This window comes from Ruminococcus sp. AM26-12LB (genome assembly GCF_003480785.1).
In the GTDB taxonomy this organism is placed as follows: Bacteria; Bacillota; Clostridia; order Lachnospirales; family Lachnospiraceae; genus Blautia_A; species Blautia_A fusiformis.
In genome coordinates this window covers 1-25,314 of the sequence record NZ_QUJX01000019.1, presented here as the reverse complement: position 1 = coordinate 25,314, position 25,314 = coordinate 1, and the positions used below count along the sequence as shown (strand labels likewise).

Annotated in this window: 30 protein-coding genes and 1 pseudogene; 8 read left to right on the top strand and 23 right to left on the bottom strand. The window is 41.8% G+C overall.

Annotation, left to right across the window (positions count from 1 at the left end):
* The 19 genes and pseudogenes from DW694_RS17315 to DW694_RS13920 form a co-directional block, all read right to left on the bottom strand.
* The coding region (locus DW694_RS17315) for a heavy-metal-associated domain-containing protein (protein ID WP_286187157.1) at positions 1 to 634 on the bottom strand (634 nt) is incomplete at its 3' end.
* 58 nt (positions 635 to 692) lie between these two features.
* Positions 693 to 1,052, bottom strand: coding sequence for a metalloregulator ArsR/SmtB family transcription factor (locus DW694_RS14000; RefSeq protein WP_021650476.1), 360 nt, complete (start codon positions 1,050 to 1,052; stop codon positions 693 to 695).
* Positions 1,053 to 1,544: 492 nt separating this feature from the next.
* On the bottom strand, positions 1,545 to 3,059 hold the full coding sequence (locus DW694_RS13995; protein ID WP_110102350.1) for a glucosaminidase domain-containing protein: 1,515 nt from the start codon (positions 3,057 to 3,059) through the stop codon (positions 1,545 to 1,547).
* On the bottom strand, positions 3,056 to 3,472 hold the full coding sequence (locus tag DW694_RS13990) for a phage holin family protein (RefSeq protein WP_021650473.1): 417 nt from the start codon (positions 3,470 to 3,472) through the stop codon (positions 3,056 to 3,058). The genes DW694_RS13995 and DW694_RS13990 overlap by 4 nt, the downstream gene beginning before the upstream one ends.
* A gap of 92 nt (positions 3,473 to 3,564) precedes the next feature.
* Positions 3,565 to 4,965 carry a hypothetical protein gene (locus tag DW694_RS13985; protein WP_021650472.1) on the bottom strand — a complete coding sequence of 467 codons (1,401 nt, stop codon included), beginning with the start codon at positions 4,963 to 4,965 and terminating at the stop codon, positions 3,565 to 3,567.
* Complete coding sequence (locus tag DW694_RS17530; protein WP_244094845.1) at positions 4,965 to 5,138, bottom strand: hypothetical protein; 174 nt, start codon at positions 5,136 to 5,138, stop codon at positions 4,965 to 4,967. The genes DW694_RS13985 and DW694_RS17530 overlap by 1 nt, the downstream gene beginning before the upstream one ends.
* A 15-nt stretch (positions 5,139 to 5,153) precedes the next feature.
* Positions 5,154 to 6,962, bottom strand: a complete 1,809-nt coding sequence (locus DW694_RS13980) for a hypothetical protein (RefSeq protein WP_330409184.1) — start codon at positions 6,960 to 6,962, stop codon at positions 5,154 to 5,156.
* Between the two features lie 164 nt (positions 6,963 to 7,126).
* Positions 7,127 to 7,411 carry a hypothetical protein gene (locus DW694_RS13975; protein WP_021651675.1) on the bottom strand — a complete coding sequence of 95 codons (285 nt, stop codon included), beginning with the start codon at positions 7,409 to 7,411 and terminating at the stop codon, positions 7,127 to 7,129.
* 301 nt (positions 7,412 to 7,712) lie between these two features.
* Positions 7,713 to 8,734: pseudogene (locus DW694_RS13970) on the bottom strand (phage tail tape measure protein); the annotation flags it as partial.
* Positions 8,735 to 8,881: 147 nt separating this feature from the next.
* Positions 8,882 to 9,262 carry a DUF4825 domain-containing protein gene (locus tag DW694_RS13965; RefSeq protein ID WP_110102981.1) on the bottom strand — a complete coding sequence of 127 codons (381 nt, stop codon included), beginning with the start codon at positions 9,260 to 9,262 and terminating at the stop codon, positions 8,882 to 8,884.
* Positions 9,263 to 9,282: 20 nt separating this feature from the next.
* Positions 9,283 to 9,474 (bottom strand): DUF6019 family protein, encoded by a 192-nt coding sequence (locus DW694_RS13960; protein WP_110102982.1) that lies wholly within the window; start codon positions 9,472 to 9,474, stop codon positions 9,283 to 9,285.
* A gap of 63 nt (positions 9,475 to 9,537) precedes the next feature.
* Positions 9,538 to 9,885, bottom strand: a complete 348-nt coding sequence (locus DW694_RS13955; RefSeq protein ID WP_110102983.1) for a DUF2116 family Zn-ribbon domain-containing protein — start codon at positions 9,883 to 9,885, stop codon at positions 9,538 to 9,540.
* A gap of 64 nt (positions 9,886 to 9,949) precedes the next feature.
* Positions 9,950 to 10,141: a DUF6440 family protein gene (locus tag DW694_RS13950; RefSeq protein ID WP_110102984.1), complete on the bottom strand. Its 192-nt coding sequence runs from the start codon at positions 10,139 to 10,141 to the stop codon at positions 9,950 to 9,952.
* Positions 10,142 to 10,225: 84 nt separating this feature from the next.
* Positions 10,226 to 10,483, bottom strand: a complete 258-nt coding sequence (locus DW694_RS17525) for a SymE family type I addiction module toxin (protein ID WP_353615829.1) — start codon at positions 10,481 to 10,483, stop codon at positions 10,226 to 10,228.
* Between the two features lie 202 nt (positions 10,484 to 10,685).
* Positions 10,686 to 12,482, bottom strand: coding sequence for a recombinase family protein (locus DW694_RS13940; RefSeq protein WP_118753207.1), 1,797 nt, complete (start codon positions 12,480 to 12,482; stop codon positions 10,686 to 10,688).
* 69 nt (positions 12,483 to 12,551) lie between these two features.
* Entirely contained in the window at positions 12,552 to 12,701 is a 150-nt protein-coding gene (locus DW694_RS13935; protein WP_118049766.1) for an SHOCT domain-containing protein, read from the bottom strand.
* A 387-nt stretch (positions 12,702 to 13,088) separates the two neighbouring features.
* On the bottom strand, positions 13,089 to 13,304 hold the full coding sequence (locus DW694_RS13930; RefSeq protein ID WP_207724679.1) for a helix-turn-helix domain-containing protein: 216 nt from the start codon (positions 13,302 to 13,304) through the stop codon (positions 13,089 to 13,091).
* Positions 13,305 to 13,311: 7 nt separating this feature from the next.
* Positions 13,312 to 13,764, bottom strand: coding sequence for a sigma factor-like helix-turn-helix DNA-binding protein (locus DW694_RS13925; RefSeq protein WP_117801565.1), 453 nt, complete (start codon positions 13,762 to 13,764; stop codon positions 13,312 to 13,314).
* A gap of 245 nt (positions 13,765 to 14,009) precedes the next feature.
* Positions 14,010 to 14,600 carry an accessory gene regulator B family protein gene (locus DW694_RS13920; protein WP_118753206.1) on the bottom strand — a complete coding sequence of 197 codons (591 nt, stop codon included), beginning with the start codon at positions 14,598 to 14,600 and terminating at the stop codon, positions 14,010 to 14,012.
* A 42-nt stretch (positions 14,601 to 14,642) separates the two neighbouring features.
* Here DW694_RS13920 and DW694_RS16990 point away from each other — a divergent pair, with 42 nt between their 5' ends.
* The 8 genes from DW694_RS16990 to DW694_RS13885 all read left to right on the top strand — a co-directional run bounded on the left by DW694_RS16990 (position 14,643) and on the right by DW694_RS13885 (position 21,567).
* Positions 14,643 to 15,371: a hypothetical protein gene (locus DW694_RS16990; RefSeq protein WP_182465506.1), complete on the top strand. Its 729-nt coding sequence runs from the start codon at positions 14,643 to 14,645 to the stop codon at positions 15,369 to 15,371.
* A gap of 352 nt (positions 15,372 to 15,723) precedes the next feature.
* Positions 15,724 to 16,083 carry a BlaI/MecI/CopY family transcriptional regulator gene (locus tag DW694_RS13915; protein WP_008704785.1) on the top strand — a complete coding sequence of 120 codons (360 nt, stop codon included), beginning with the start codon at positions 15,724 to 15,726 and terminating at the stop codon, positions 16,081 to 16,083.
* Positions 16,084 to 16,093: 10 nt separating this feature from the next.
* Entirely contained in the window at positions 16,094 to 17,767 is a 1,674-nt protein-coding gene (locus DW694_RS13910; RefSeq protein WP_020993729.1) for a M56 family metallopeptidase, read from the top strand.
* 54 nt (positions 17,768 to 17,821) lie between these two features.
* Positions 17,822 to 18,265: a sigma-70 family RNA polymerase sigma factor gene (locus tag DW694_RS13905; RefSeq protein ID WP_008704783.1), complete on the top strand. Its 444-nt coding sequence runs from the start codon at positions 17,822 to 17,824 to the stop codon at positions 18,263 to 18,265.
* A complete protein-coding gene (locus DW694_RS13900; protein ID WP_004056518.1) occupies positions 18,252 to 18,464 on the top strand; it encodes a helix-turn-helix domain-containing protein in 213 nt (70 codons plus the stop codon). The genes DW694_RS13905 and DW694_RS13900 overlap by 14 nt, the downstream gene beginning before the upstream one ends.
* A 6-nt stretch (positions 18,465 to 18,470) precedes the next feature.
* Positions 18,471 to 18,899 carry a response regulator transcription factor gene (locus DW694_RS13895; RefSeq protein ID WP_353615826.1) on the top strand — a complete coding sequence of 143 codons (429 nt, stop codon included), beginning with the start codon at positions 18,471 to 18,473 and terminating at the stop codon, positions 18,897 to 18,899.
* 654 nt (positions 18,900 to 19,553) lie between these two features.
* Positions 19,554 to 19,931 (top strand): plasmid mobilization relaxosome protein MobC, encoded by a 378-nt coding sequence (gene mobC / locus DW694_RS13890; protein WP_015540969.1) that lies wholly within the window; start codon positions 19,554 to 19,556, stop codon positions 19,929 to 19,931.
* Positions 19,909 to 21,567, top strand: a complete 1,659-nt coding sequence (locus DW694_RS13885; RefSeq protein WP_353615825.1) for a relaxase/mobilization nuclease domain-containing protein — start codon at positions 19,909 to 19,911, stop codon at positions 21,565 to 21,567. The genes mobC and DW694_RS13885 overlap by 23 nt, the downstream gene beginning before the upstream one ends.
* A gap of 51 nt (positions 21,568 to 21,618) precedes the next feature.
* Here the strand turns inward: DW694_RS13885 and DW694_RS13880 are convergent, their stop codons facing one another.
* From DW694_RS13880 to DW694_RS13865, 4 genes are all read right to left on the bottom strand, one after another.
* The gene (locus DW694_RS13880; RefSeq protein ID WP_353615824.1) at positions 21,619 to 22,533 is read right to left on the bottom strand and encodes an Abi family protein; all 915 of its coding nucleotides are present in this window, start codon (positions 22,531 to 22,533) and stop codon (positions 21,619 to 21,621) included.
* A 152-nt stretch (positions 22,534 to 22,685) separates the two neighbouring features.
* Complete coding sequence (locus DW694_RS13875) at positions 22,686 to 23,600, bottom strand: YodL domain-containing protein (protein WP_118408436.1); 915 nt, start codon at positions 23,598 to 23,600, stop codon at positions 22,686 to 22,688.
* Positions 23,597 to 23,848, bottom strand: coding sequence for a transposon-transfer assisting family protein (locus DW694_RS13870; protein ID WP_118408434.1), 252 nt, complete (start codon positions 23,846 to 23,848; stop codon positions 23,597 to 23,599). Before DW694_RS13870 ends, DW694_RS13875 begins: the two co-directional genes overlap by 4 nt.
* The coding region (locus DW694_RS13865; protein ID WP_147420734.1) for an LPD16 domain-containing protein at positions 23,845 to 25,314 on the bottom strand (1,470 nt) is incomplete at its 5' end. The genes DW694_RS13870 and DW694_RS13865, both read right to left, overlap by 4 nt.

The following is a 25,314-nucleotide window of genomic DNA, read 5'->3' as shown; positions in this document are numbered from 1 at the left end:
CAATCTGACTGGCTATTGTATTTGCGGCAGCTGGAGCAACATTGATTGTCAGCGTCTGCTTCATCAAATTTACAACTGAGGATTGTACTCCATCCAATTCTCCGACTTCTTTTTCAATTTTTGCGGAGCAGTTCGGACAGTCCAAGCCCTTTAACAAATAACTCTTTGTAACGGGGATAATTGTTTCTTCCTGAACCTCCACACCCGGCTCATGGCTGTGGACAATCGTTTCAATCTGACTGGCTATTGTATTTGCGGCAGCTGGAGCAACATTGATTGTCAGCGTCTGCTTCATCAAATTTACAACTGAGGATTGTACTCCATCCAATTCTCCGACTTCTTTTTCAATTTTTGCGGAGCAGTTCGGACAGTCCAAGCCCTTTAACAAATAACTCTTTGTAACGGGGATAATTGTTTCTTCCTGAACCTCCACACCCGGCTCATGGCTGTGGACAATCGTTTCAATCTGACTGGCTATTGTATTTGCGGCAGCTGGAGCAACATTGATTGTCAGCGTCTGCTTCATCAAATTTACAACTGAGGATTGTACTCCATCCAATTCTCCGACTTCTTTTTCAATTTTTGCGGAGCAGTTCGGACAGTCCAACCCTTTTAATAAAAATATTCGTTTCATAATGACCTCCTTGTAATTTGTTTAGTTGCTCAATTGCTCAACTATAACGCTAAAAATATTATTTCTGCCATAGATGCTCAAATCCCTTATCAATAATCTCTTTCACATGATCATCTGCCAGAGAGTAGTAAACTATCTGCGCTTCTCTACGGAATTTTACCAAATTCGCAAGACGCAATGCCTTTAACTGGTGTGAGATTGCGGATTTCGTTACCCCCAGTAGCACAGCAAGATCACATACACACATCTCACTCTGTTCCAGAGCGTGTAAGATTTGTACTCTGGTACCATCTCCAAATAGCTTAAATAAAGATGCCAACTGGATATAATCATCTTTGGGTTGCATCTTGGATTTCACATCATTCACAATATCCTCATGAATCACATCACAATTACAAATATAAGACGGTTTAGACATACACTTACCTCGTATAATCGGAGTTGAATAGTTGTTCAACTATGATTATATTCATTTTTTGTTCTATGTCAATAAGATTAGTAAATATCTTCTTGGATTTTTGTTTTTAACTGCTTAATACTTTTGTACCGCATCAAAGAATGTGTAGATGAGTTTGAATATAAATTCAAGGACTCCGAAACAGGAAAAATTAAAAAGTTCAAGATAACAGAAAAAAGGATTGTTACTTTTAATCCCAGACTAGCCAAGAAGCAGATATATGAGATTAACTTCTCTTTTTTCTTTTCGTAAAGATTCCTCAAAGTATCTTCCTTTTTCTGATATCTATAAATGAGCAAAGTTCGTGATTTTGCAGAAAAAAAAGATACCTCGATTCCGGATGTTATATTGAAAGCGACCAAAAACTCCACAATGGCAAACAGGGCTTTGCCCTAACAAAAAAAGGCTTCACACCACGACCACCGCCGCAATGCAAAGCCTCATCACTCACTATTATATTCTTGTCACAAAATCCAGCGAGATCCACCCATTCCGCTCTTTCTCATACGCTTTCAGCAGCCCCCACTTTGATGCTCCGACACCGTCAGCCTCAGCAACAATAGTAAAACAGCCAACACCCGTATATTTTCCAACCTTCTCCTGATCCGTTCCCGGCTTCTTCCGGATATTCAGATCCGAAATCTCCACACGAACCAGATACGGACGAAACACCTCTTCCTGCTTCTTATCCACGGAACTGTACACTGCCTTTCCATTCTCATCAAACACCGAAAATCCCGGATGCTCGTCTGCACATTTCTTTGCATTGTCCAGCACCTGAAATGCTCCTGCCTGACTTCTAGCATCCTTCCAGTCTTTTCTCACCCGGTACCAGACCTTTTTCTCCACCTTCACGCCATCAAACCGTGTCAGCCCATACTTCTCAATGATGGCACAGATCTTCTGTACATAAAAACTGTCCGTTGCATAGCCGCCATCCTTAATGATCCGGACAGCCTTCCGGTAATCCTTCTCCCCGGCCAGTCCCGCATATCTCTTTTTCTTCCCATTCATTGCGCCCAGCAGATAAGCAGAATGATCCGCAATAGACTGCTCCACACAGACATACTTCCGGAAATCCGCAGTCACCGTGTACAGCTTTCCGGTTCCATCATCCTCCTGCGTCTTCTTCCGGTACTTATTGGTTCCATCCCAGATACTTCCATTCCAAGTATTCCCAGACAACACGCACTTCATCCCAAAACAGTTATTTGCCTTCTGCGCCAGTTCCGTCCTGCCATAACCCGATTCCAGAATAAACTGCGCCGCAGACACCGAAGCCAGAATCCCACTGGTTTTCATATCCTCTGCACACAGCACTCCAATCCGCTCCGCTGCCTTCTCATCGGAAATCCCCAGAAACACAGAAGCCTGCGTCCCTTCAGCTTTCCCAGACATAGCAGCCTTCACAGCTTTCCTGAATCCATCCATCGTATAAGGCAGTCCCAGACCTTTCCACAGATGCTCCGGATCTCCATGATTTGTAGCAATTCCCCTTGCGTGTCCCTCTCTATGGGAAATCACCACACCATCTGCCAGCGGATCCAGACCAAACTTCTTACAAAGCATGGCAAACAATTCCACCGCTACTTCATACGTCCGCACTGCCGATGCCCTTGCCTTCGCCAGATCGGAGCAGGTAAAACCAGATCCGCTTGTGTACCGGATGCAGGCAGGCTCACACATCTCCACACCAATATGCGTATTATTTCCACTTCCCTTACTACCGGAGCCACAGTGCCATCCCCTGTGGTTCCATGGCAATGCCTGATACACCGTTCCATCATTTCCATCAATAAAACCATGCACACATGCACTTCCAAAAGAAGTGTGATTCCAGGAATCAAGAAAAACCTGTGCTCTCGGCTGCGGACATCCAACCGAGTGAAGCATCAGGCCTTTTACAGTAATTTTTCTCCCTGCAGTATAGCAGGGATTCTTAGTCAGAAAACTTTCAACCAGTCTCATTCCCCATCACTTCCTTTCCCTCTGTCATGCAGCTGTTCCAACACATCTTTCATCTTCTGCGGGATCGGCAGCCCCAGATGTCCTGCATTCTCCAGCAAGCTCACACCCTCATTGGAAATATAGAAAAAGATCACCGCTGTCCTCAGCACGGATCCGTTCCCGATCACAGCCACATCCAAAATATTGGCCATTCCCACCAGCAGAAAGATCAGCACCTTCCTGCAGATTCCCCGGAATCCCACCTCACTGGAAAGCGTATGGTCCGCAAAAGCACACATCACCCCGGTCAGGTAATCGATCACTACAAAAGCGATCAGGGCATACAGAAGCCCGTCACAGCCTCCCATAAACCAGCCCAGCCATCCGCCTACAGCCATAAAAACCATCTGAATAAAGTTCCAAAATTCCTTCATGCCAGAATCCTCCTCCCATGAAAAAAGCAGCCCCCATTTCTGAGAACTGCCGTAAATAAGTTTTCTATCTCCATGCCTTTCGGCAGAAAGACCTACATTATTTCCTCCGTCAGCGTATACGTGATCTTCATCGTTTTGTCCGTATTCTTCACCACCGCTGACGAAAGATTATTGATACTTGCCAGATAAGGCGTCAGAAGATAAGCACACCTGTGCTCCTTCCCGTAACTGCCGCCCCACATAAACACAAAGTTCTTATACTGGAACAAAGGCGTTGCCATGGCTTCAAACCTTGCGCTCCCCTGCGTCTTGATCACCCTGTCATCCGCCGTGATCTGGAAATCCCCTGCCACGATCATGTCCCCGAGAAGTGTCATATACACCTCACAGGAACCAGCCTCCCCAAGGGATTTCAGCTTGGAAGTAAAGCCCAGCGGGATCAGTGTCACATCCGCTGAATTTGCAGTATTGATCTTATAAACTCCCTTCTTATCATAAGAAGGCACATACAGATACCCCTTCCTCACACAGCATTTTACATTCCGTTCCGGATAGGAACCGTCCTTTGCCCTTGTGCCCACTTCCGAAAGCTTCGCCTTGGACAGTGTCCAGCTTCCCTCCGTAAAGGAATAATCCTTTTTGGAGATCCGGATCCATACCATCTTCGCATCCCCGGAAGAATTCGGCTCATTGGAAAATCCATACCAGTATCCGTCATGCCCGTCCATAAACTCCCCGTACTTTGTATAATCCCCCAGGAACGTAAAGCTTTCCGTTGTCAGTGTCTGCTCCTCCAGTACGGTATACGTGGTATCATCCAGCTTCTCATTCAGCCCGATGTTAAACACCGGGATCCGGATCTTCGTAATGGTCACACTGGAAGTCCCAAAGGTGATGGAATACAGCAGGTTCTTTTCAAAATCCAGCTCCACTGCCTCAAACAGTGTCATCTGCTTTGCCTTCGGGATATCCCCGATATCCACCTTTTTCAGAAGCAGGAACGTGCTGGCATCCCCTGCCGCACTGCCAAAAGCATTCTGCCCGCCCAGTGCACTGGTCAGTGCCACCGCTGCAATATTTCCATTCCCCTGGCTGGGAGTAAACTCCCACACAAACTTATATCCATTGTCCAGCTTCTTGCTCTCCGTCTGGTTCAGGCTTCCCCTCGCCACATTGGAACCGGAATTAACATTGTTGGAAGCATAAGCCACCGGCAGGTTCTTCCCCTGCTCGTAAATATGATCCGCCTTTTCTTCCAGCACTGCCGGAAACAGCAGGATCCCCCCGATCATGTTCGGGCAGATGGGAAGCAGCGTCCCGTTCCACAAAACAGAATTGTCATACTCCCCGCTGGCTTTCAGATAAATCCCCATGGGATTCAGCCCCAGAATATTGTTCACTGCCTCCGTGATCATGTTCGTCTCCTGAACTGTCTCCACCGCACCCGTATTCGTATCGGTCAGTTCAATGACCATTTCACCTTTCAACTTCATCACACACCCTCCATTTCTACCGGCCTGCAGAAACCGCTGATTCCCGCTCTCTCAGCAAAATACACTTCAAATCCTCTGTTCACCGTCTCCTTCATCTGCATGGACAGCGATTCCCGGAAACCATTCACATCCAGTCCTCCGCCAATGGCAAATCTCGTGGTATAATCTTCCACCTCAAGCTTTCCGTCCTAGGCTTCCCCTGCCGCCATTGCCTGTCCGCTGACAGAGGCAATGCAGTCTCCCACATCAACGGTCCCGCTGCCATTCTCCATCCAGAGATACACATTGAATGTATTCGTATAATTGGCAACAATCTTCTCAATGGGATAATACAGCGACAAAATATGTTTCCCTGAATGCCAGGTCTCCACCGGACAATGCTCCACGATCTCCTCGTTATTAAATTCAAAGACCACATGGCAGACCGCCTGTCCGTCTTCCTGCCACTTCACCGGCAGGCTCACATCCACAGAAACCTCCGAACCACTCCCGGTTCCGGATCCGGAATCCGAGCCACCAGCGACATCATCCGTACTCCCTGTATTCTCATCCCCGGAAGTATTTCCAACTTCATTCCCTGCCGCATCATTTTCAGAACTTCCTGCATCCGATGTCTCCCCGGTTCCATCAGAACCACCCGTACCACTTCCAGTTCCACTGCCGCTTCCGCCCGGAAATGGAATCACCACAGTCCCGGAAGCCTCCGCAGACCGTTCCACCGGATCCGCAGCCACATCCACAACAACCTGTGCAAAAAACTGCATATGGTTTTCCTCAGAAGAAGCAAACTGGATACTGATCAGCTTCACCTTCGTCTGCCCGATCTCATGCGCGGAAGCATTGGTAAACATATGGATCCCGATCTTCCCGGTCTTCGCATTGTCTTCAATCTGATTCAGCAGTCCCGAAATATTCTTGTCATTTCTTGACTTTGCCTGAGCCAGCCTCGGGTTCTTCCCCACACATTTCAGGCTCTGCTTTCCCCCGATCTTCTGTCTGATGGAAGTGATGCAGGTGATCTGTCCCTCATCCGCCTGTCCTCCTGCAAATGTCAGCACATCCCCCGGATCCAGGGCAGGGTTCCCGATTGTATCCGAATCAAAAGGTACATAGTTGATCACTGACAGATCCGTCAATATATTCCTGCACAACATCTCTCTGGTCTCTGCCAGTCCAAACTGCAGAAGTGGGTTCACACCCAGATTCATGGTCAGCCCGTTATCCGGATCCAGAGCATAATACTCTGCAATCTGCGTCTGCTTGTTGGTGGAACTCACTGCCGTGTATCTGGTAATAAAATCCGAAAAACTGGAAGAAAAACGGTGTCTCTGCTCCACCTTCATCACAGGATCCTTCCCGTACTTTCTCAGTTCCAGTTTTCCCTCCCTGTTGATAATAAAGAAACCTCCCAGAACCTGTGCCACATAAAACAGCACGTCCCGGCAGGTCTCAATATCATTTTCAGTATAAACAGAAAGCGTCACCCCGCCATTCGGCATGGCATCAATCTCCGCCCTCTTATTCGCAAACTCCACTTTACACCGCTTACAGCACAAAGTAATAAAATCATAAGCAGTCCCCACAGTCTCAAATCCGTTGAAACTCTTATCAAACCGCAGCATAAAATCATACGCCTTCAGTTCCAGGCACTTCGCCAGACGGTTCGCCTCACTGACCTCAAAAACTCCCATCGGCACATCTTCCACCGAACCATCCGCCAGCACCAGATGAAACACCAGCGTCACCAGTGCATCCTCCAGCGTATACCTGTCAATATCACTCAGAAGTGTGATCCCCATCTCCGCCGCATACACCGTCCCCAGTTCAATCTCCGTACTCCCGCAGCACTGCCTGGAAATATATCCGGAACCCTTCACAATCTCCTTCGCCCCGAGCTCATACGTCATTCCGCCTTTGGTAACGATCGTACCCGTCCAGTAATATTTTCTTGTATTGCTCTTCACAGCCCTCAGAAACCCATCCGACACCGGATACATCCCGCCACCTCCATTTCCCCACGAAAAAGGCACCAGCCAACCAGGTGACTGATGCCTTCGTAAATATAATCATCCTATCTGTTGTAAGTCCAGTGTTTCAGGTACCATTCATGCAGTTCTTCTGTTGTTTTACAGCAGTCTGCAATTTCTTCTCCCTGTGATATCTACCGGCAGGTTTCCCGTCTGAATGTAGCAATATCCAATGCACAAAACTTGTATGTTCCGCCTCGTCTGTGCATCACTTCATCATCACACTGGAACTCAAAATAATCATCCCCGTCCAGAACAACCTTTCCTGTCAGGTTCCACACCCCTGACCACGGAGGACCATCATCCCCCGGAACACAGAAGGACAGCCTTCCATCTTCCAGAATAACAGGAGCCACCGCAATATTTTTCATCCGCGGCATATATGGCTGTTCAAACCAATACGCTTTCCTCTCATCCATTTCTCTTCATCTCCGTGATAACCAACTTCCCTGCAAGCTGGAATTGAACAAAATCGCTGCGCGATGGCCTACCAAGGCTATGGCATAGCGATTTTGTTCAATTCCGATTTGATGCTCCCATTATACCATCTCCCTACATCTCCTTCAACGTAAAACTAACCGTCCACAATCCCTTATAACTGGTATCCTTTTTCAGCTTCGCCTTATACCCCGTCACATACATCTCTGCCAGTTTCAGTTCCGCTGTCTCCACATCAAAATACTGCACACTGATCTTATCCTTCTTCGCATACCCTGACAGCTTCACATCCCCGGTCAGGTTCGTCATGATGGAACGCATGGAAGTACCGGCCTGGGAAGCCTTGATACCGGCATTGCCCATCAGACCGATTGCTTCTGCCGTATCCTCAACCGAAAATCCCAGCGCCCCCGCAACCGGCGCACAATACTTGAACGTCTCGCCCATCATGGACACATTGGTATTGGCATTACTGGAAGCAGCCGCCAACACATCCGCAAAATGTCCCGAATCCGCTGCAGTCAGCCCAAAAGCCGTCAGCGCATCCGTCACAATATCAGAAGTCGTTGCCAGGTCTTCCCCGGATGCCGCAGCCAGATACATAACACCCTCAATACCGGACAGCATATCCTCCGTCTTCCATCCGGCCATTGCCATATAGAGTTCATGGCATCTGCCGCCTCAGTCGCAGAGAACTTCGTTTTGGCACCCATCTCCCTGGCCTTATCCCGGAGGCTATCAAAATTCGATCCCGTTGCCCCAGACACAGCCGCCACCTTACTCATCGCAGAGTCAAAATCAGCGGCAGTTTTCACCGCCGCCGTTCCAAGCCCTGTCACCACTCCCGTCACAGGAAGCAGCTTCTGCCCAACAGAAGAAATCTTGTTTCCAACCGTCTGCAGCTTTTCACCGGTTGCCCCGATTTTCTGCAGGGCAGTCGCAGACTGGTTCGCCTGCTCTTCCAGACTCCGCAGTCTCTGTTCCGTCTCAATGATCTCCCTCTGCAGGGCATCATACTGGTCCTGGGAAATCGTTCCGTTCCGCAATGCCTCATCCGCCTGCTGCTGTGCAGTCTTCAAAGTCTCCAGCTTTTCCCTTGTTTCAGAAACCGCCTGTGCCAGCAGTCTGTGCTTCTGCGCGATCAGCTCCGTATTCCCCGGATCCAGCTTCAGAAGCTTCTCCACATCTTTCAGCTGGCTCTGCGTATTCCTAATTTCCGTATTAACCCCTTTCAGGGCAGTCTGCAATTTTGTGGTATCGCCGCCAATCTCGACAGTGATCCCCCTGATTCTGTTCCCTGCCATACGGCTCACCCCCTAAATCCCATAAAAAAAGGCACAAAAATACCCGGATCACTCCGGGCACAAAAAAAGCATCTGCCATTCCTAACAAATGCTTTCCATATCTTCTTTTATTAAATCAATAGAACTGAAAGTTGTAGAACAATCTCTCTACCGTTCATACGATGCAATGATTTCTTTGCTGTCTGCAATTCTATAATCAAGTGTTCCCAAATTACCAATCAAGTTAAATGTCATATCTGCATTAACCTGCAATTCATCTTCAATCCTGGATGCAGACGGCTCATCTTTTAGAAAAACGGTTAATCCATAAGGCTCTGTTTCAGACTGTATCTCTATACTGTCATATGAATATCCCTCCGGATACTCTTGACTACTTACAATATTTATAACATTCGAAGAATCTCCTACATAATCTGTCTTATACTGCGACAGATCAAGAATTTCGTACAGTTTTTCTTTTTTCCCGCACGTCGAAATCAACATTATTGATACCGTAACTAACATAATTGCAAGTACTTTTTTCTTCATAGAAACACCACCTGAAAATTTTATTTATCTTCTAACTCAAATCCGAGTTCTTTCAGTTCTTTTTCGTTTCTGACATCTTCATCAGTTTTCTTTCCAGTGATGGCGCTGTAGGCTTCTTTGATACCATTTTTCACTGCCCATTTGATAACGAAATACAGTGCGATCAAAATAACAATTGCGGTTCCTCCACTTATGCCTAATTCATTCCACATAATCATTAACTCCTCCGATTTCGTGACTTTCAATTTATTTTCAACTTTGCAGGCTGGGATTTATCATTGAATAAACCACATCCATACTCCAACTACTATAAGCAATATACCTGATATTCTTCCTGCAAATTTCGACTTTTTATATCCTAGAAAATTTATTGTTTCGGGAGTTGTAAATGGCAATAAAACAACATCTATACCCATTACTATAATTCCAATTCCTATTAAGACATTATTGTTAGAAATAATGCCATAAAACATAACTAAGAAGCCCAAAATAATGCCTAATATAAAATACTTGATTTTATGGCTGTCTTTATCCACCATCTTTTCATAACAATTTTCACATTTGCTGTTACAAAACTCAAAATTGTCATTTAATTTTTTTCCACAATATTTACATTTTTTCATACTGTTTCCTCGGTAATCCTCAAAAATTCATTCAACAGCTCACGATTTTCTCAATTCTCCAAACTTAAATTTGCTTTGTAACTATGACTTTTCCTTCAGAATCCAGAAGAGGTGTAATACTGGCTCCAAGTCCGGAGTTCCAACAAAGGTAGTTAACCCCAGTCTCCTTATCTACAAGAATTTGACGAATTCCTTCATCTTTAAGCATACTTCCGTCTTTAAATATAACTTCAAATCTTTCTTCTTTCTTTGCCATGTTTACTCCTCTTTTCTCAAGCGTTAAATTTTGATAAACCCATTATACCCTTTCTGAATCATCCTGTCACCACATTTCATCAAATCAAAACCTGTCAAAATCCTCCTGTGTGGCAACCTGTCTCCATCCCTTATACTCATCGTTCCGGCTCTCCACAAACATATCGTTCACCATCCCGATAGTCAGCAGATTCACATCCGGCGTGATAATCAGCTGACCATTTTCACATTTCACCCGCACATAATCTCCAAGATGAAATCCCAGTTCTTCCAGCCATTTTCCTTTTAATGTAATTGCCGGAACTGTCTCATATTTATAACCGCTCTGTCCACAAACCTTCATATTTCTTACATTTTTCTTTGCCATAGAATTGACTCCTTTCAAATTTGACTAATAGATTTTCAGATAAAAAGAAAAAGCCGCTGACACGTTATCTTCTAACGCATCAACAGCTTCTGTCTTGCTTTGTTTCAGTGTATTATTCAGTTTTGTAAAGGTTTATTTGCTTTCAGCATTCTCCCTGATACGGTAATAATCATCCATATCAATGCCTATTTTTACCTTGGCATCTGGTTTTCGTTTGCCCAAAAGGCACACAGTCTCCACATGTGTTGTCACTAACATAAGAACACACATCCTTTACCTCGTCTACGATATGGGAACACATTTCTTTCACTGTTTCTACTGCTTTTGATTTCTTCCCAAATCGTTCTTTTGCGTTTCCAATTTCATTTTTGAATCCTGTTTTATATATGAAAATAATTTTATAGGGATCTTTCTCTCCATTTTCATCGTAACCACCGACAATAACTTTTTCGATGATACTTTCAAATATTCCTCTGTCAAATTCTTCTAATACTTGATTTTTTGACAATGCCTTCTTAAAATCTGCAAGTCTTCTTTGTAAGCTTCCCTCATTGTCATATTGCTGTTCCAACATACTCAGCTGTGATTTTGCTTCAGACAATTTCTTTTCATATCCCATATCTGTTTCCTCATAAATGTCTTTAGCCACAACACCTTCTAAATAATTTTCCAGCAACTTTTTTCTCTTGTATTGAATATTATAAACGCTTCTATTAAGCTTTTCAATTTTATCTTCTATCGAATCTTCCAATAAAGTTTTCTCAACTCTCTTAATAAATTCCTCCAACACGTCTTTATGATCCATACATAACATGCGGTAAGATTCAATAAAAGCATCCTCTATAACCTGCTCTGGAATTCCTTTACTGTCTGGGCAAAACCTTTTACCATGCTTCGTTGATTCCACACATTGCCAAATAGTTTTTGTATATTTTGAGCTGCTATGCCACCTTCGCCTTGATAAATTCGCACCACAAAATCCACACTCCAACATACAGCTAAATGCATACTGTCTGCTGAATTTTTCTCTTTTCCCAGGGGCAACTCCCTTTTTACGTCCTCCATTACGACGTTCTCGTATTTCCTGGGCTCTTGCAAAAGTTTCCTCTGATATAATTGCTTCATGATGGTTCTTTATATAAAACCTATCTTCTTCACCAAGATTTTCCAACCTTCTCTTTGATATTGGATCTACTGTAAAAGTCTTTCCTAATAAAATATCTCCTTTATATTTTTCATTATTAATAATTCCCATCACACTGGAAGAGGTCCATGGATTTCCCTTAATGGTTGGGATTCCCTGTTCGTTTAATTCCCTTGCAATCATCGTACTTCCAGCTCCTGCAACATATCTATCAAATATGTATCGAACTGTTTCCGCACCTTCTTCATTAACAGAAAGCGATTTAGTCACCACATCATAATCATAACCTAAGCATCCCTGAAATCCAACGAGTTCTCCTCGTTTCATTTTCATCTTTAAGCCTTTTTTTACATATGCAGATGTATTTTCCACCTCTTGCTGTGCAACAGAACTTAAAATAGTCAGTAAAAATTCCCCATCCTTTAAGGTATTAATTTTTTCAACCTCAAAATATACTGCTATATTCCTTTCTCTTAGCATTCTTACATATTTTAATGTGTCTAAAGTATTTCTTGCAAATCGTGGAATACTCTTTGCAATTACCATATCAATATTTCCTGAAAGGCATTCCTGAATCAGTAACTGAAATTCTTCACGTTTATCTGTTTTCGTTCCTGTGATAGCTTTATCTGCAAAGACTCCGGCAAATACCCACTGTTTATTACTTTTAATCAAATCAGTATAATACCTGACCATTGAATTATAGCTTTTAATCTGATCTTCATCATCAGTACTAACACGACAATATGCGGCAACTCTTAATCTGTCAATCCTTCTTCCATTAGAAATATCTTCATCAGAACTGTTCGCTTTAATGATTTCAACTTCCATTTCACCGGTCCTTTCTTATGTATTCCTATCGTAGTGTTAATATTATTCTACAACGCAACTCTGTACTAGTCAAGCAGTAATATTGGAAATTACACCATAATCTTTTTTTAGTTTTTTCTCTATTAAGCGATATTCATTTTCATTGATAAGTTTTAATGATCTAAGTTGCTTTAGCATGGATAGCTGCATACTATATCTTAATAATTTTGTACTGTTCATTTTCCCTTCCTTATTTATTTATAGATAATCCTGCAGGTAGCTGTCGGGTAACAGCCTCATTGGTATTTCACCATCTTTTCAGACCGGGCAGCTTTCCCGGAAGTATCATTATCAGAAACAGTATCTTCGCCACAAAAGTCCCACTTCCTGATCACAGTCAAATATTTATCGCTCGTGCCTTTACTTCAATATCATTTTGATATTTCTTCGTTTACAACATTTTCACTTTGCGTCACGATGTCGCAAAGTTATAATGCAGACAGTCTTGGCGTATCTGCTGTCCAGCTCCTCTGTTTCATCTGTCCTGCAGGATAAATATTAAATTTTCAAGGTACAAAACAACGCTAAATAGCTTTTTCAGCAGAAAGGGATGCTTTCAAATGTTTTTTAGCGAACTATTTTAAATCCAATAATTGTTTTTATCAATTTTGTTTCCAGACGTCTGCGAAGTGTTTCATCTACACAATAATGAACACAGCCATATTCATCATACATTTTTCTAACCGATAATTTTGCAATATATCCTTCATAATGTTTCAGAATTTTATTTATCGCCTGAATGTCACCCTCCAATGCTCTTTCGATTACCCAAAACGGTATCAATTTTTTATTATTTACGTTTTTTTCTTCCGTTTTCACCTGCATTTTCCTCCAGCATAATCTTTAATATTTCAAGCGATCGTGTACGATGCTCATGTACCGTACTTCTTACAAGGTTCAGTTTTCTTGCTATATCCGCATCATTCATTTCCATAAAGTATGACAAAAGAATAATGTCCCTTTTTCTCTCTGTCAGTGCAGTTAATGCTTCTGCCAATAGAGCATTTTTTACCTCTACATCATAACCGCCTGCCCGAAAATAGCTTTTTTCCAATTCATATTCATCAAATATAGAAAGGCTCTCCATCTCTTGTTCAGATAATTCTGAAAACAAAGTTTCGTGTTTTCTAAGATAAGCTAAATGCCTTTCATAATCCACTATTTCGCCCTTTAATGCCAATTTGCATTTTCGATCAAACTGGTGCATTACCGTTTTCTCATCGTAGGAAGAAGATTGCTCCATAGAGTTCACCTCCTTCCCGACCATGAGATATGAGCAAAGGTCTTTTTCCCTTTCACCCTTATCCCGATTGGGAAGCCCCCATTGTTCGGGTTTAAAAGAAAAACTCTATAAAAAAGTTCTTATGATATACAAAAAACGTCCTTATGGATTGAAATCCATTGGACGTTTTCATATAAATAATCTAATATTCAAAAATAATTTTCTTCCTCCATTCCATATAATAAAAAAAGCGGAAACAATTTTTATCATCTCCGCTTATTCTTGCTCTTTTCAATTTTATATTTCAAAATACCAACATACTGAGAGATTAAAATTATAAAGGAAGTCAGTGCAACTAAGGAAAGTATATCTGGTATTCCTGCAAGTGTACAACAACCAGCAAATACAATAACAGCAATTAAGACTTTCATGGTTACTTTTTTGCAGTGTTCTTTTTCAGCATCATCAAGTTCTCGATTGATACACTCTACTGGTGCAGCTTTCAATATCAATATCGCACTTACTAATATAAGAAGCCATGCTGTACCTACCGTAAATTTATATTTACTGTTAAAATACATTGCTATTGTCTGTACAGTGACTGAACATATAAAACATGATCCAAAACTGTTAAGATGCACGCCACCTGCATAAGTACGTAGCAACATAAAAATCCCCGTAAATATTGCGAATTCCGGAATCATATGCATATACATTGCTATACTCAAACAAGTTACGAAACAGCATAGCATCTCAAGTCCAATCTGAAAGCCATATTGATATACTACATATAATTCCGGGGAAACAACACCAGTTTTTATAACATACTTTGCTATTTTTTCTGAAAGCTGTTTCATATTAAGATTGAAATACCATTAACAGAAAGCGTTACGGATGAAATGAAAGCATTATATAACACTGCAAACCGGTCATTGCGTATAAAATTCGCCCATGAAAAACGCAGGGAAGGACTGACCATATCGGATATAGCATTATTGTTACATTCATCACCTAAAACAATCCAAAAATATCTTGTGATTCCAGAAGACCAGATTCCAGAAAGCAAGGAAATTGCCAGGGAACGGCAACACCAGCTGGCAATAAAACAAAAAGAACAGGAAATAAAAGAAGCAAGAGAAATGGCTTTGGCAGGATATCCGATTGAGCAGATTGCATCTCAGATGCACCGTGCCCATAAGACTATACAAAATTATTTAAATCCTGATTTTTCAGTTACAAATGGTCACTATAATGTTCGAATTCCAGGAAAATTAGCTCCATATGAGAACGAGGTAATAAAACTCAGGAGCCAGGGATTAACGTATCCCCAAATACATGATATTATTTGTAAAAAGGGATATACTGGCAGTGTAGCTTCGTTACGAATGTTTATGCAAAAAGAAAGAACACGAATGCATGAACAGAATGAAACAGAAAAGCCGCATTCTGAATATGTGCAAAGGAAATCCTTATGCCAGCTGGTTTATAAAAAACTCGAGGATATTGGAACAATCACTGTCAAACAGTATCAGGAAGTATTAAAAAAATATCCTTTATTGAGTGAGTTATATACCTTAACCAAATGCTCATGTACAGTAAAGAAGCAAACAACCGAAAACAAGAGATAGACCGCCAGCACCACACTATTCCGAACCAAAGAGCAAACGACAAGCACCATGGAAATGTGTATAACTTGCTATTCCGTTATGGAAAAGTCCGTTCACAGAACATGGAAAAGCTAAAGAGCAGCTTTCCCACATTCTGCAAACGGACTTTCCCACAACTCCATAAGATAGCAAGTTATGCACATTACGCACAGTGCCGACTGCTGCGGAAGCCCTCTCATTTCATTATCTATTCAAGAAAATAAATTATGAATTTTTTCTTAACACTACTGCGGTAGTGTTGACAACCGATTAAGAAAGGTGTAATGTGTAATCAAGCAGAAACTACTGCGGTCTTGTGGAAAGGAGGAAACAAATGGATATTAAACTTTTCGATTCAGAATTGAAAGTAATGTGTGTGCTTTGGAACGAGGGCGACACCACTGCAAAACACATATCCGACGTTCTGAAAAAAGAAATTGGCTGGAACATGAATACTACCTACACACTGATAAAAAGGTGTATCAAAAAAGGGGCGATTGAACGTTCCGAGCCTAATTTCATGTGCCATGCCCTTATTCCCAAAGAAGAAGTACAGGAAGCGGAAACAAAAGAATTGGTTGACAAGATTTATGACGGTTCAGTTGACAAACTGTTTGCAGCCCTGTTAGGCAGAAAAAAGCTTTCCGCTGAACAGATTCAGAAGCTCAAGCAGATTGTGGAAGATTTGGAATGAGGTGGTGTAAATGAATTTACTGCAAATGAGCTTTTCGGGGGCTGCTTTCATTACTGCGGTAGTGATTATCCGTGCGGTGGCAATCAATAAACTGCCGAAAAAGACTTTTCTTGTTTTATGGGAATTGGTGATATTAAGACTGCTTATCCCGTTTTCGATTCCGTCAATGTTTAGTGTTTATACGTTGGTAACTCATAGCATATCTTCTACAACATTGCCGGAAGCTGGAACAGATTACAACATTCCCACTATGCAAGGGCTGTTTGTTACGACACAGGGAGCAGAACAGCCGCCAGAGAATATTTTATCATCTGTTTCCATGTGGTTTATTGTATGGTGTGCAGGAATAATACTTATCGCATTGTTTTTTGTAATATCCTATTTGCGTTGTCTGATTGAATTTCGGACAGCTTTACCCGTCCACAACCATTATGTAGAAAAGTGGCTGGCGGAACGCCCATTGAAACGTCCAATTTTGGTAAAGCAATCTGATAGGATTTCCGCCCCATTAACTTATGGCATTTTCCGTCCTGTTATTTTGGTGCCGAAAAAAATGGACTGGAAAAATGAAAAACAACTGCAATATGTCCTCTCACATGAATATGTGCATATTTATCGCTATGATACTGTAACAAAGCTGATTGCGACACTTGCCCTTTGTATTCATTGGTTCAACCCCTTTGTGTGGGTGATGTATATTCTTTTTAACCGTGATATAGAACTGGCTTGTGATGAAAGCGTCATACGACAATTTGGAGAAAAATCAAAATCTGCCTATTCGCTAATGCTTATCAACATGGAAGCAACGAAAAGTGGGCTATTGCCATTTTGTAACAGCTTTAGTAAAAATGCTATCGAAGAAAGGATAACTGCTATTATGAAAACAAAAAAAACAACTATTTTTTCGCTGGTACTGGCGTGTCTGATTGTTGTCGGGGTAGCTACAGCATTTGCAACTTCCGCCCAAGCTAATAATAATCCAATTTTTGAAGAACAGGAGTACAAACCAATACATGCTTCCGAGAATGCTTCAGATTACGATACGGCGGCAGAACTGCCCGGCGGTAATATTGACTATGGGATATATGAAGAATATGGATTGATTTATGATAAGAATAGCAAGTGCTACACTTACAAGGGAAATGTTGTCCGATTTTTTAATGACCCAGTGGGCGGCGCAAGTTTTACCAATTTCTTTACGGGAACAGTGGATATTGAAGCGGAACGGGATACAAACGATAAACTTATTGGTATTCGGGAATGCACAAAAGAAGTTTATGACAGGCATACAGAAAAGTATGAAAATTCAGGACTTAAATCAATGCCCGCTGGCACTTCTACAGAAAATGGAGATATGATTAGAAATCATGAATCTTACAGCATGGAATCTGGAGATAAGACAGAAAACATGAATACGCTCCAAGATTATGAATCCTATGGCATAGTTTATCACCCAAAAGATGGGTATTGGTACTACAACGACCAGATAATTGGTATATTCATTGATACTAAAAAACCCATCATCTATTTTAATAACAGTGGCAGTATATATCTTTCCATTGCTGAAAATAGTGAAAATGGAGTTATGGAGATTAAGGAAATTTCCGAAGCGGAAGCACAAAAACTTTTACGGGATAATAATTCGGGCAATTCTGCTTCATTCACAGTAGAAACCTTGAAATAACAAGTGTCTTATAAACCATACGCCGTATTATGTGGGAGAAAGGGGGAACTATTTATGCCTTGCACAGAAGCATATAAGGAGCATATCGAGTACACCTTTAATGCCTTTTGCAGAGTTGTCATACACTATGCAGCAATCAACGCATGGCGTGACAGGGATAAACGGCGGCAAAGGGAAATATCCTTTGAATATCTCACAGAAGAAAAGTTTTATCCATTTTGTACGTCAGACACATATTTCATAGACCCTTACAAGCAATACCCTGTTACGATATGCGGTCAGAGGGTTATCCTCACAAATGGAAATCTTGCCGAAGCCCTGTCCTCTCTGCCAGAGAAAAAGAGGGAAATCATTTACCTTTATTTTTTCGGGCGTTACACACAGCAGGAAATCGGGGAACTGTACGGACGCTGCCGGAGTACGGCGTGGCATCACATACACAGTGCCTTGCAAATGCTGCATGAAGAAATGGAGGTGCTTTTCCATGAGGAATCCTAAACTTGTACCGTATGAAACCATTGTCCGGGCGACCAGCGGAGAGCCGGAAGCCATTGACGAGGTTTTGCGGCATTACAGCAAGCGAATCCGGCTTGCTTCCCTTGAAAACGGACAGGTCAACAAGGACACAGAGGACAACATTAAACGGCGGCTTATCGCTGCCCTGTTCCAGTTCCGCTTTGACGGACAGCCTACCTAACAGGAGGTGAGATTTGTCGCAAAAATAGTCATGCTTATATTTAACGACACAGAAGAAAAAGCGGTTGAGAAAGCCATAGCCGCCCTTGCTGATATGATACCGCTGGAAGCCATGCAGCCGCCCCACTCCCCCGTACTTACTTTTCCGGGATTGGAAATAAAATTGCACCAACGCCGGGTATTAAAAAACGGCACAGACATTCCCCTCACACGTTTAGAGTACGGCGCACTCTGCTGCCTTGCCACCAGTCCGGGGAGGGTATTCACAAAGGCGCAAATCTTTGAAGCCGTGTGGAGCCTGGAAAGCGAAAGCTGCCAGTCAAACGTGGCAAATGTGATATGCAATCTACGGAAAAAGATAGAGTCGGACAGCGGCAAGCCCACTTACATAAAGACCGTTTTAGGCGTGGGCTACAAGTTTGCTTCCGGGGAATGATAACAGAATAACCGCCGCCCATCAGCGGCAGCCAAAGACAGGAAATCAAGAAAAGGTTTCCTGTTTTTTTGCGCCCAAAACCAAGCCGGATTTTGCACCGCAATAAAATAATTCAAATACTTTTGGAAAACATTGCCTAAATTTTCTTTTTTCCCGTAGTAGGTAGTAAGGGGAAAAATAATTGCCGGAAAGTTTGGCATTTTTTGAAACCGTCCGTATATCACTGCAAAACGGAACTGATTCTTCCGTTTTTGTCAAATTCTGTTACGAAAACACGAAAAGAAATTCCGGGGAACTTTGCCAGATTTGCCTTGCCGTGCGTAGTAAGTAATAGAGGGAGAAATCCCGCCGCATAGCTGGCAGAATCCACGCCCCGCCCACCGGAGGTATCAGCAAAAGCCCACACAGAGGAAGCCGTCACTTTCTTAGAGCAAGTTTCGCAATGTAGCACAATAACCCCTTTCCGGGTTCTTGGCGACTTGCAACTTGATGGGGATTTCGTTTCCCCATACCCTCGACCACAATCACAGATATGTGTATTAGTTTCCATTTACATGGTCACAGTGCGATAATTTTTCATCACTTACTTTCCCAGCAGGCCGCAAAATTTGGATTTTCTTATGAAACCACTACTACGAAGAAAGGAAGTTATCAATGACAAGACCTAAGAAAGAGGAAACTCTTGCAAAAACTAAAGATGTGCATTTACGCATGAATGAAACTGAATATGATCTTCTTGCAGAAAGAGCCAAGGCTAACAGCATGACGGTTTCTGATTTTATCCGAAATGCCTTGGTCAACCAGAAAGTCATCATCAAATACGAAATTACCGCAGATGTTCCCGAAATAAAAAAACTTATTAGCGAGTTTGGTAAAATTGGCAGCAACCTAAATCAGATTGCCCGATATTTTAATCAGGGTGGAATCCTCTCTTCTGAAATGAGAAATGAAATCCGAAAGTCTCTCCGGGATATTTATGAAATGAAATATAAAGTGATGAAAATGGCAGGTGATTTTCGTGGCAGTAATTAAACATATCGCAAACAAAAACTCTGACTATGGAGAATCGGAACGATATCTTATCTTCCAGCACAACGAGTATACACAAAAACCGATTCTTGATGAAGAAGGGCATATGATACTGAGAGAAGAATATTATCTGGACGGTCTGAACTGTGATCCATTCTCTTTTGCATCTGAATGTCAGGAACTGAACAGCTACTATCACAAGAACAAAAACTTCAATGAAATAAAATCCCATCACTATATCATCAGCTTCGACCCAAAAGACAGGGATGAATGTGGATTGACCGGTGAACGTGCCCAGCAACTCGGATTGACTTTTGCAAAGAAAAACTTTCCCGGTCATCAGGCTTTAGTCTGTACTCATACCGACGGTCATAACAAAAGTGGAAACATCCATGTGCATATCGTAATTAACAGTCTCCGTAAATATGATATACCACAAGAACCCTATATGGAATTTGACTGTGAAGCAAAAGCCGGTTATAAGCATCATCTAAGTGCTGCCTATCTTGCCCATCTAAAACAGGAAGTCATGGATATGTGCAAAAAAGAAGGGCTGCACCAAGTTAATCTGCTCACTCCTGCTGAAAGAAAAATCACCGAAAAAGAATACTGGGCACAACGCCGGGGACAAGAAAAATTAGATAAGCTAAATCAGAAAATGAAAGAAGATGGAATCACACCAAAGGAAACTCGTTACCAGACAGAGAAACAATTTCTCCGAGATGCGATTGATGATGCTGCAAGTACCGCCAGATCACCAGAGGAATTTTCAAAAATCCTTGATGAAAAATATCACATCATCTTCAAGATCAGTCGAAACCGCTACAGCTATCTTCATCCTGGCAGAAAAAAATATATCACTGGAAGGAATCTTGGAACCAGATACACAGAAGATTTTCTCTTGAAAGCATTTGAGGAAAACACAAAATCCCATAAAGAACAGAAAGAAGAAATTCTGGAACAGCAGTCTCCGAATACTTCCACAAATTTACCAACCGTTCCTTTCTCCGATACTTCTGCTATACCAGCACCGTTCATTTTCATAAAATCAGATCTCCGTCTTGTCATAGATCTGCAAACCTGTATTAAAGCACAGCAGAGCGAAGCCTATGCTCAAAAAGTAAAGCTCACCAATTTAAAGCAGATGGCTCAGACTGTTGCCTACATACAGGAACATGGCTATGATTCTCTTGATGATTTCCATGCAGCACTCGATCAGGCTTCAGACCAGACCAGTGCTTCCAGAAAATCTTTAAAAGATACTGAACAGCAACTTAAAGATGTGAATGAGCAGATTCATTTTACCGGACAATATCTGGCATATAAAAATGTGTACGCCGATTATCGTAAAAGCCGAAACAAACAGAAATTTTCTGAAGAACACCGGGCTGAACTTTCCCTGTATGACACAGCCCTCCGAACACTCAAAGAAAAATCTGGCGGGAATAAATTACCTTCCATGAAATCTCTCTATGCTGAAAAGGACCGACTTGTTGAATTGAGGGATAGACAGCGTGAAGATTTTTCTAATCATCGGGATTATGAACGGGAACTTCGCACTGTGTCTGCGAATATTGATATGATTCTTGGGAAGAATCGTGAGCAGCAACTACAGGGTAGAAAAGAGCCAAATTTATAGTTCATATTAAAAAAAGGGACAGATTACTCCTCTGTCCCTTATAATATGTCTCTATTTTTCTAACTGCTCATACCAATCTTCTGGAAACCCTATATGTCTCAATGATATATCATTCTCATATTCTTCTACAATAGCTTTTAATTCTATCAAGACTTTGTTGATCCATTCTTTTTTATTTGGATATAATAATTTTAATACAAGTATTTGTGAAAACAATTTTCTGTTTGGTGACATTTCTAATTCCCTTGGCATTTTGGGTAATGCGGGAAATGACCAATAATACAGCCTTGAATAATGTGCACAACGGTTTCTTAAATCAGTGATGCAACGTAACCAGCTTTTTAAACAGGCCACTGATGTACCATATAATTCTTTTGCTAAATATTTCTGGTCACCAGACTGCAAATCCGCATAAAAGTAGGACAACATTCCCATTGAAAAAAATTCAACAATAACCCATATAGGAAAATTTCCGCCATACTTTTCTTTATGGTGCTGAACTACTGATGTACTTTTATTTTCCTCTATACATACATTTAACAGTTTCACGAACTTTTCATGATTGTGCCTGTCATTGTAAATAGCCCCATCCATATATCCTAAAGCCCCATGAACATGTCCACTGTAATAGGCTAATTGCGTTCTTAAATATAATTCAACTTTTTCTATATAATTAAATAATACACCACGCAATCTACTGTCAAATTCATAGATTCTTTGAATTCTGTGAAAGTTTATATTTAAAAAATACGTCCCATCCTTTTTTCTAAACGGAAGGAAATAAGCAGATAATCTATAATAATTCGCCTGTTTTAAAAATCCGATACATTCTGTATCATTATCTATAATAAAACCCTTTTCTTTAATAATTTCGACTTGTTGAGCAAAGGTTTTCGGTTGTTTCATTACCTGTACAGTTGCTTCATTATTTTGCAACTTTTCATTTTTAGTTTCACTTGTATTCACCATTATTTCTCCAAAAATAAAAATGTCTCCCCATGGGACACATCACTTGCGTGAGAGGTGCGGGGAGTCCTGTTAGTATTATGATATGATATTTGAGAGAAAAAATCAACCATTTTTTATATATTGCCCTCAAAAATTCCGGCAAGACTTTTTTACTTCTTCTTCCTTTCCATCTCTTCTTCCATCGCCTTCTGTTGCTGTGGCTGTCCTTTCCCTTGACTGGCTATCTTCTTCTGATGATTTCGGAGCCGTTTAAGTACCGATCTCCGTGGAGCGTTCTTATCCTTTTTCTTTGGAGTGTTATTCATCAGTCCGTCAATCATATTATAGTTGGCTTCTTCTGTCATCTCTGCACTACGAAGGTATTCTCCATTATCCATGACCTTCTGCCAGTTCGCCAGCTCTGGTTTCTTCTTTTGTGTTTCTCCAGGTTGTAGCTGTCCGGTCTGGAATTGTGCCTGCATTTCCTGTTGTTTCTTCTGTGCCTGCTCTGCCTGTTGCTGCATGAAGTTCTGAATATTCCGTCTGGCTTCTTCATCAAAGCCATTATAACAATCATTCATGACTACGGTGCCTTCTTCACTAAGAATCACATAAGCGGCTCTTGTCCCATACTCCTCATGTTCCATCAGAAACCATTTCTTTTCATTCATCAGGATGTAATCCTGTGCAAGCCATGTTCCTTTCTTTCCTTCGATTTCATATCCGGTCGTATCAATGGAAAGTCTGGTATCGGAGGAACTTTTGATTGTGAGAAATTCCGGAATGATGATAAAACCATCTTTGTTGACATAGTAAGCTGTGGTTTTTCCATCATCAGTGATGACGATCACATCACTGCAACCGATGGAATGACCTTTAAAGTTTTTCGGTCGTTGCTTCTGCAAGCGTGTTTTAATGTCAGCCGGAGTTTCCTCCGGCTGGATTCTTCCAATGTACACCTGCTGATAGTTTTCTACTTGGACTGTTTTTTCTTCGCTTTTCAGTTTCTCGTAAGAACGGAAACGGACATCCCGGTACTCTGGGGTATCTTTTACCTGATATACTGCACACTGACTTGTACTCATTCTTCGTCCTCCTCTCCCAGTTCCATTTTATATTCTTCCAGATCCATAAGAAAAACTTCATAACCTTCATCACTCATACAGAACAGTTTTCTTATGGTATTGCAGACAAGCCCAATCATATCTGCATCGCCTTTCAGAAAAGGAATGATATGGTCGATTGCCTCCATCGTGTCATTTCGGTTTCCTTTATCAAACATTGCGGTTACTAAACATTCATTCGCATCAAAGTTCATCGCCAGATCCATCATAATTCCACTTCTCCCTTCTTATGTGTCTTGGATTTCTCCGTTGTCTTATTCTGCTCCTGTGCTTTTGCCCTTGCCTGAAAATCTTTTAAAGACTGCAGCACAGATTTCTTCACTTCACCTTTTGCTCTGCTTGCAGGTTCTGCCTTTTGTGGCTGGCTCTGACTTACAGATACCGGTTCCTGCTCTGCCCTTCTGTCTGCCGCAACCGCAAAAGGTTTCTGTCCACTTCCTATTACTGTTTCTACCGTATGTTCCGTTTCCTTTACCCTTCCATGCTTTTCATCCAGATACTTTTCCATGTCTGCGATTGCTTTCTGCACCAGAGGACTTTCTTTATAGTGAGGAATCATATCTATCAGATCACGCCGTATCCGGTCTGCACTCATCAACTCATATTCCCCGGAATAATCTTCATCACCATCTTGCAGAGCAAATCCGATTCCCTTGATTCCATGCATCCGTTCCGCCGGAATGCTCTCATATATTTTAATGGCTTCTTCTAAAGTGAGGTTGTTATGGTATTCTCCCATGACCGGAAACTCCATGCACTCTGCAACATAAAAACTGATCGTGGCTTCTGGCTGTTCCTGCTCCGGCTGTTTATCAAAGATAGAAAGTTGCTCTGTATCTTCCAGACGGAAAAGTAAAGAACGGGCAGTTATAACATCGCTGTCTATATCGGATTCCTCGGATACCTCAATCAGCCAGTCCTTGATAGCTTCTGTTTTCTTATTCAAAATATCCTCCGTGAGCTTTTCCACCTGTTCTTCTCTATTTTCAACCGTATCGTTATACTCATAGGTATCAATGTCATAACTAAAATTATCCAGGTCCACAGCGAGCTTTTTAATCTCCTGCTGGTCAAGATATTTTTCGGATTCTTTTATATACTCTGCCAGAGTGATTCGCTCCTCTGCAATCGGGTTAATATCCACCTTAATTCCTGCCATCGCTATACCAGATTCATTTAAGGCATTGAAAAAGCTATCTTCTCGAATATCACCTTTATAGGAAAGAACCACATCAAGGTCAGAATCTTCCCGGTAAAGGTCTTGTCTGCTTCTGGAACCATACACTCTTGCAGCAAGCAGCTCTACCTCCTGTTCCATTCCCATATCTTCTAATACTGCCTGTGCATGATACAGAACCCCTCTTTCTACTTCTGCCCTGCTCAGACTATTTAATGCCAGTTCATTTCTTCCAATCTCAGAAGTCGCACGAAGTTCCCCTTCCTGCAATAAATCTTTAGAGTGCTGGATCGTCATTTCTTCAAATTCTTTATAATCCACTTTGACACATTCCATATCATCCATTCTTTCACTTTTAAGGATTTCATAAGCAGCTTCCTGAATAGATGCGTCTGGATTATCGTAATCACCACTCTGGATTTCATGCAGATCAGAGTCATAAAAAATAAACGAATATCCTTCTTCTGTTGCCTGTATGGTCAGATACCCTTTACTCCT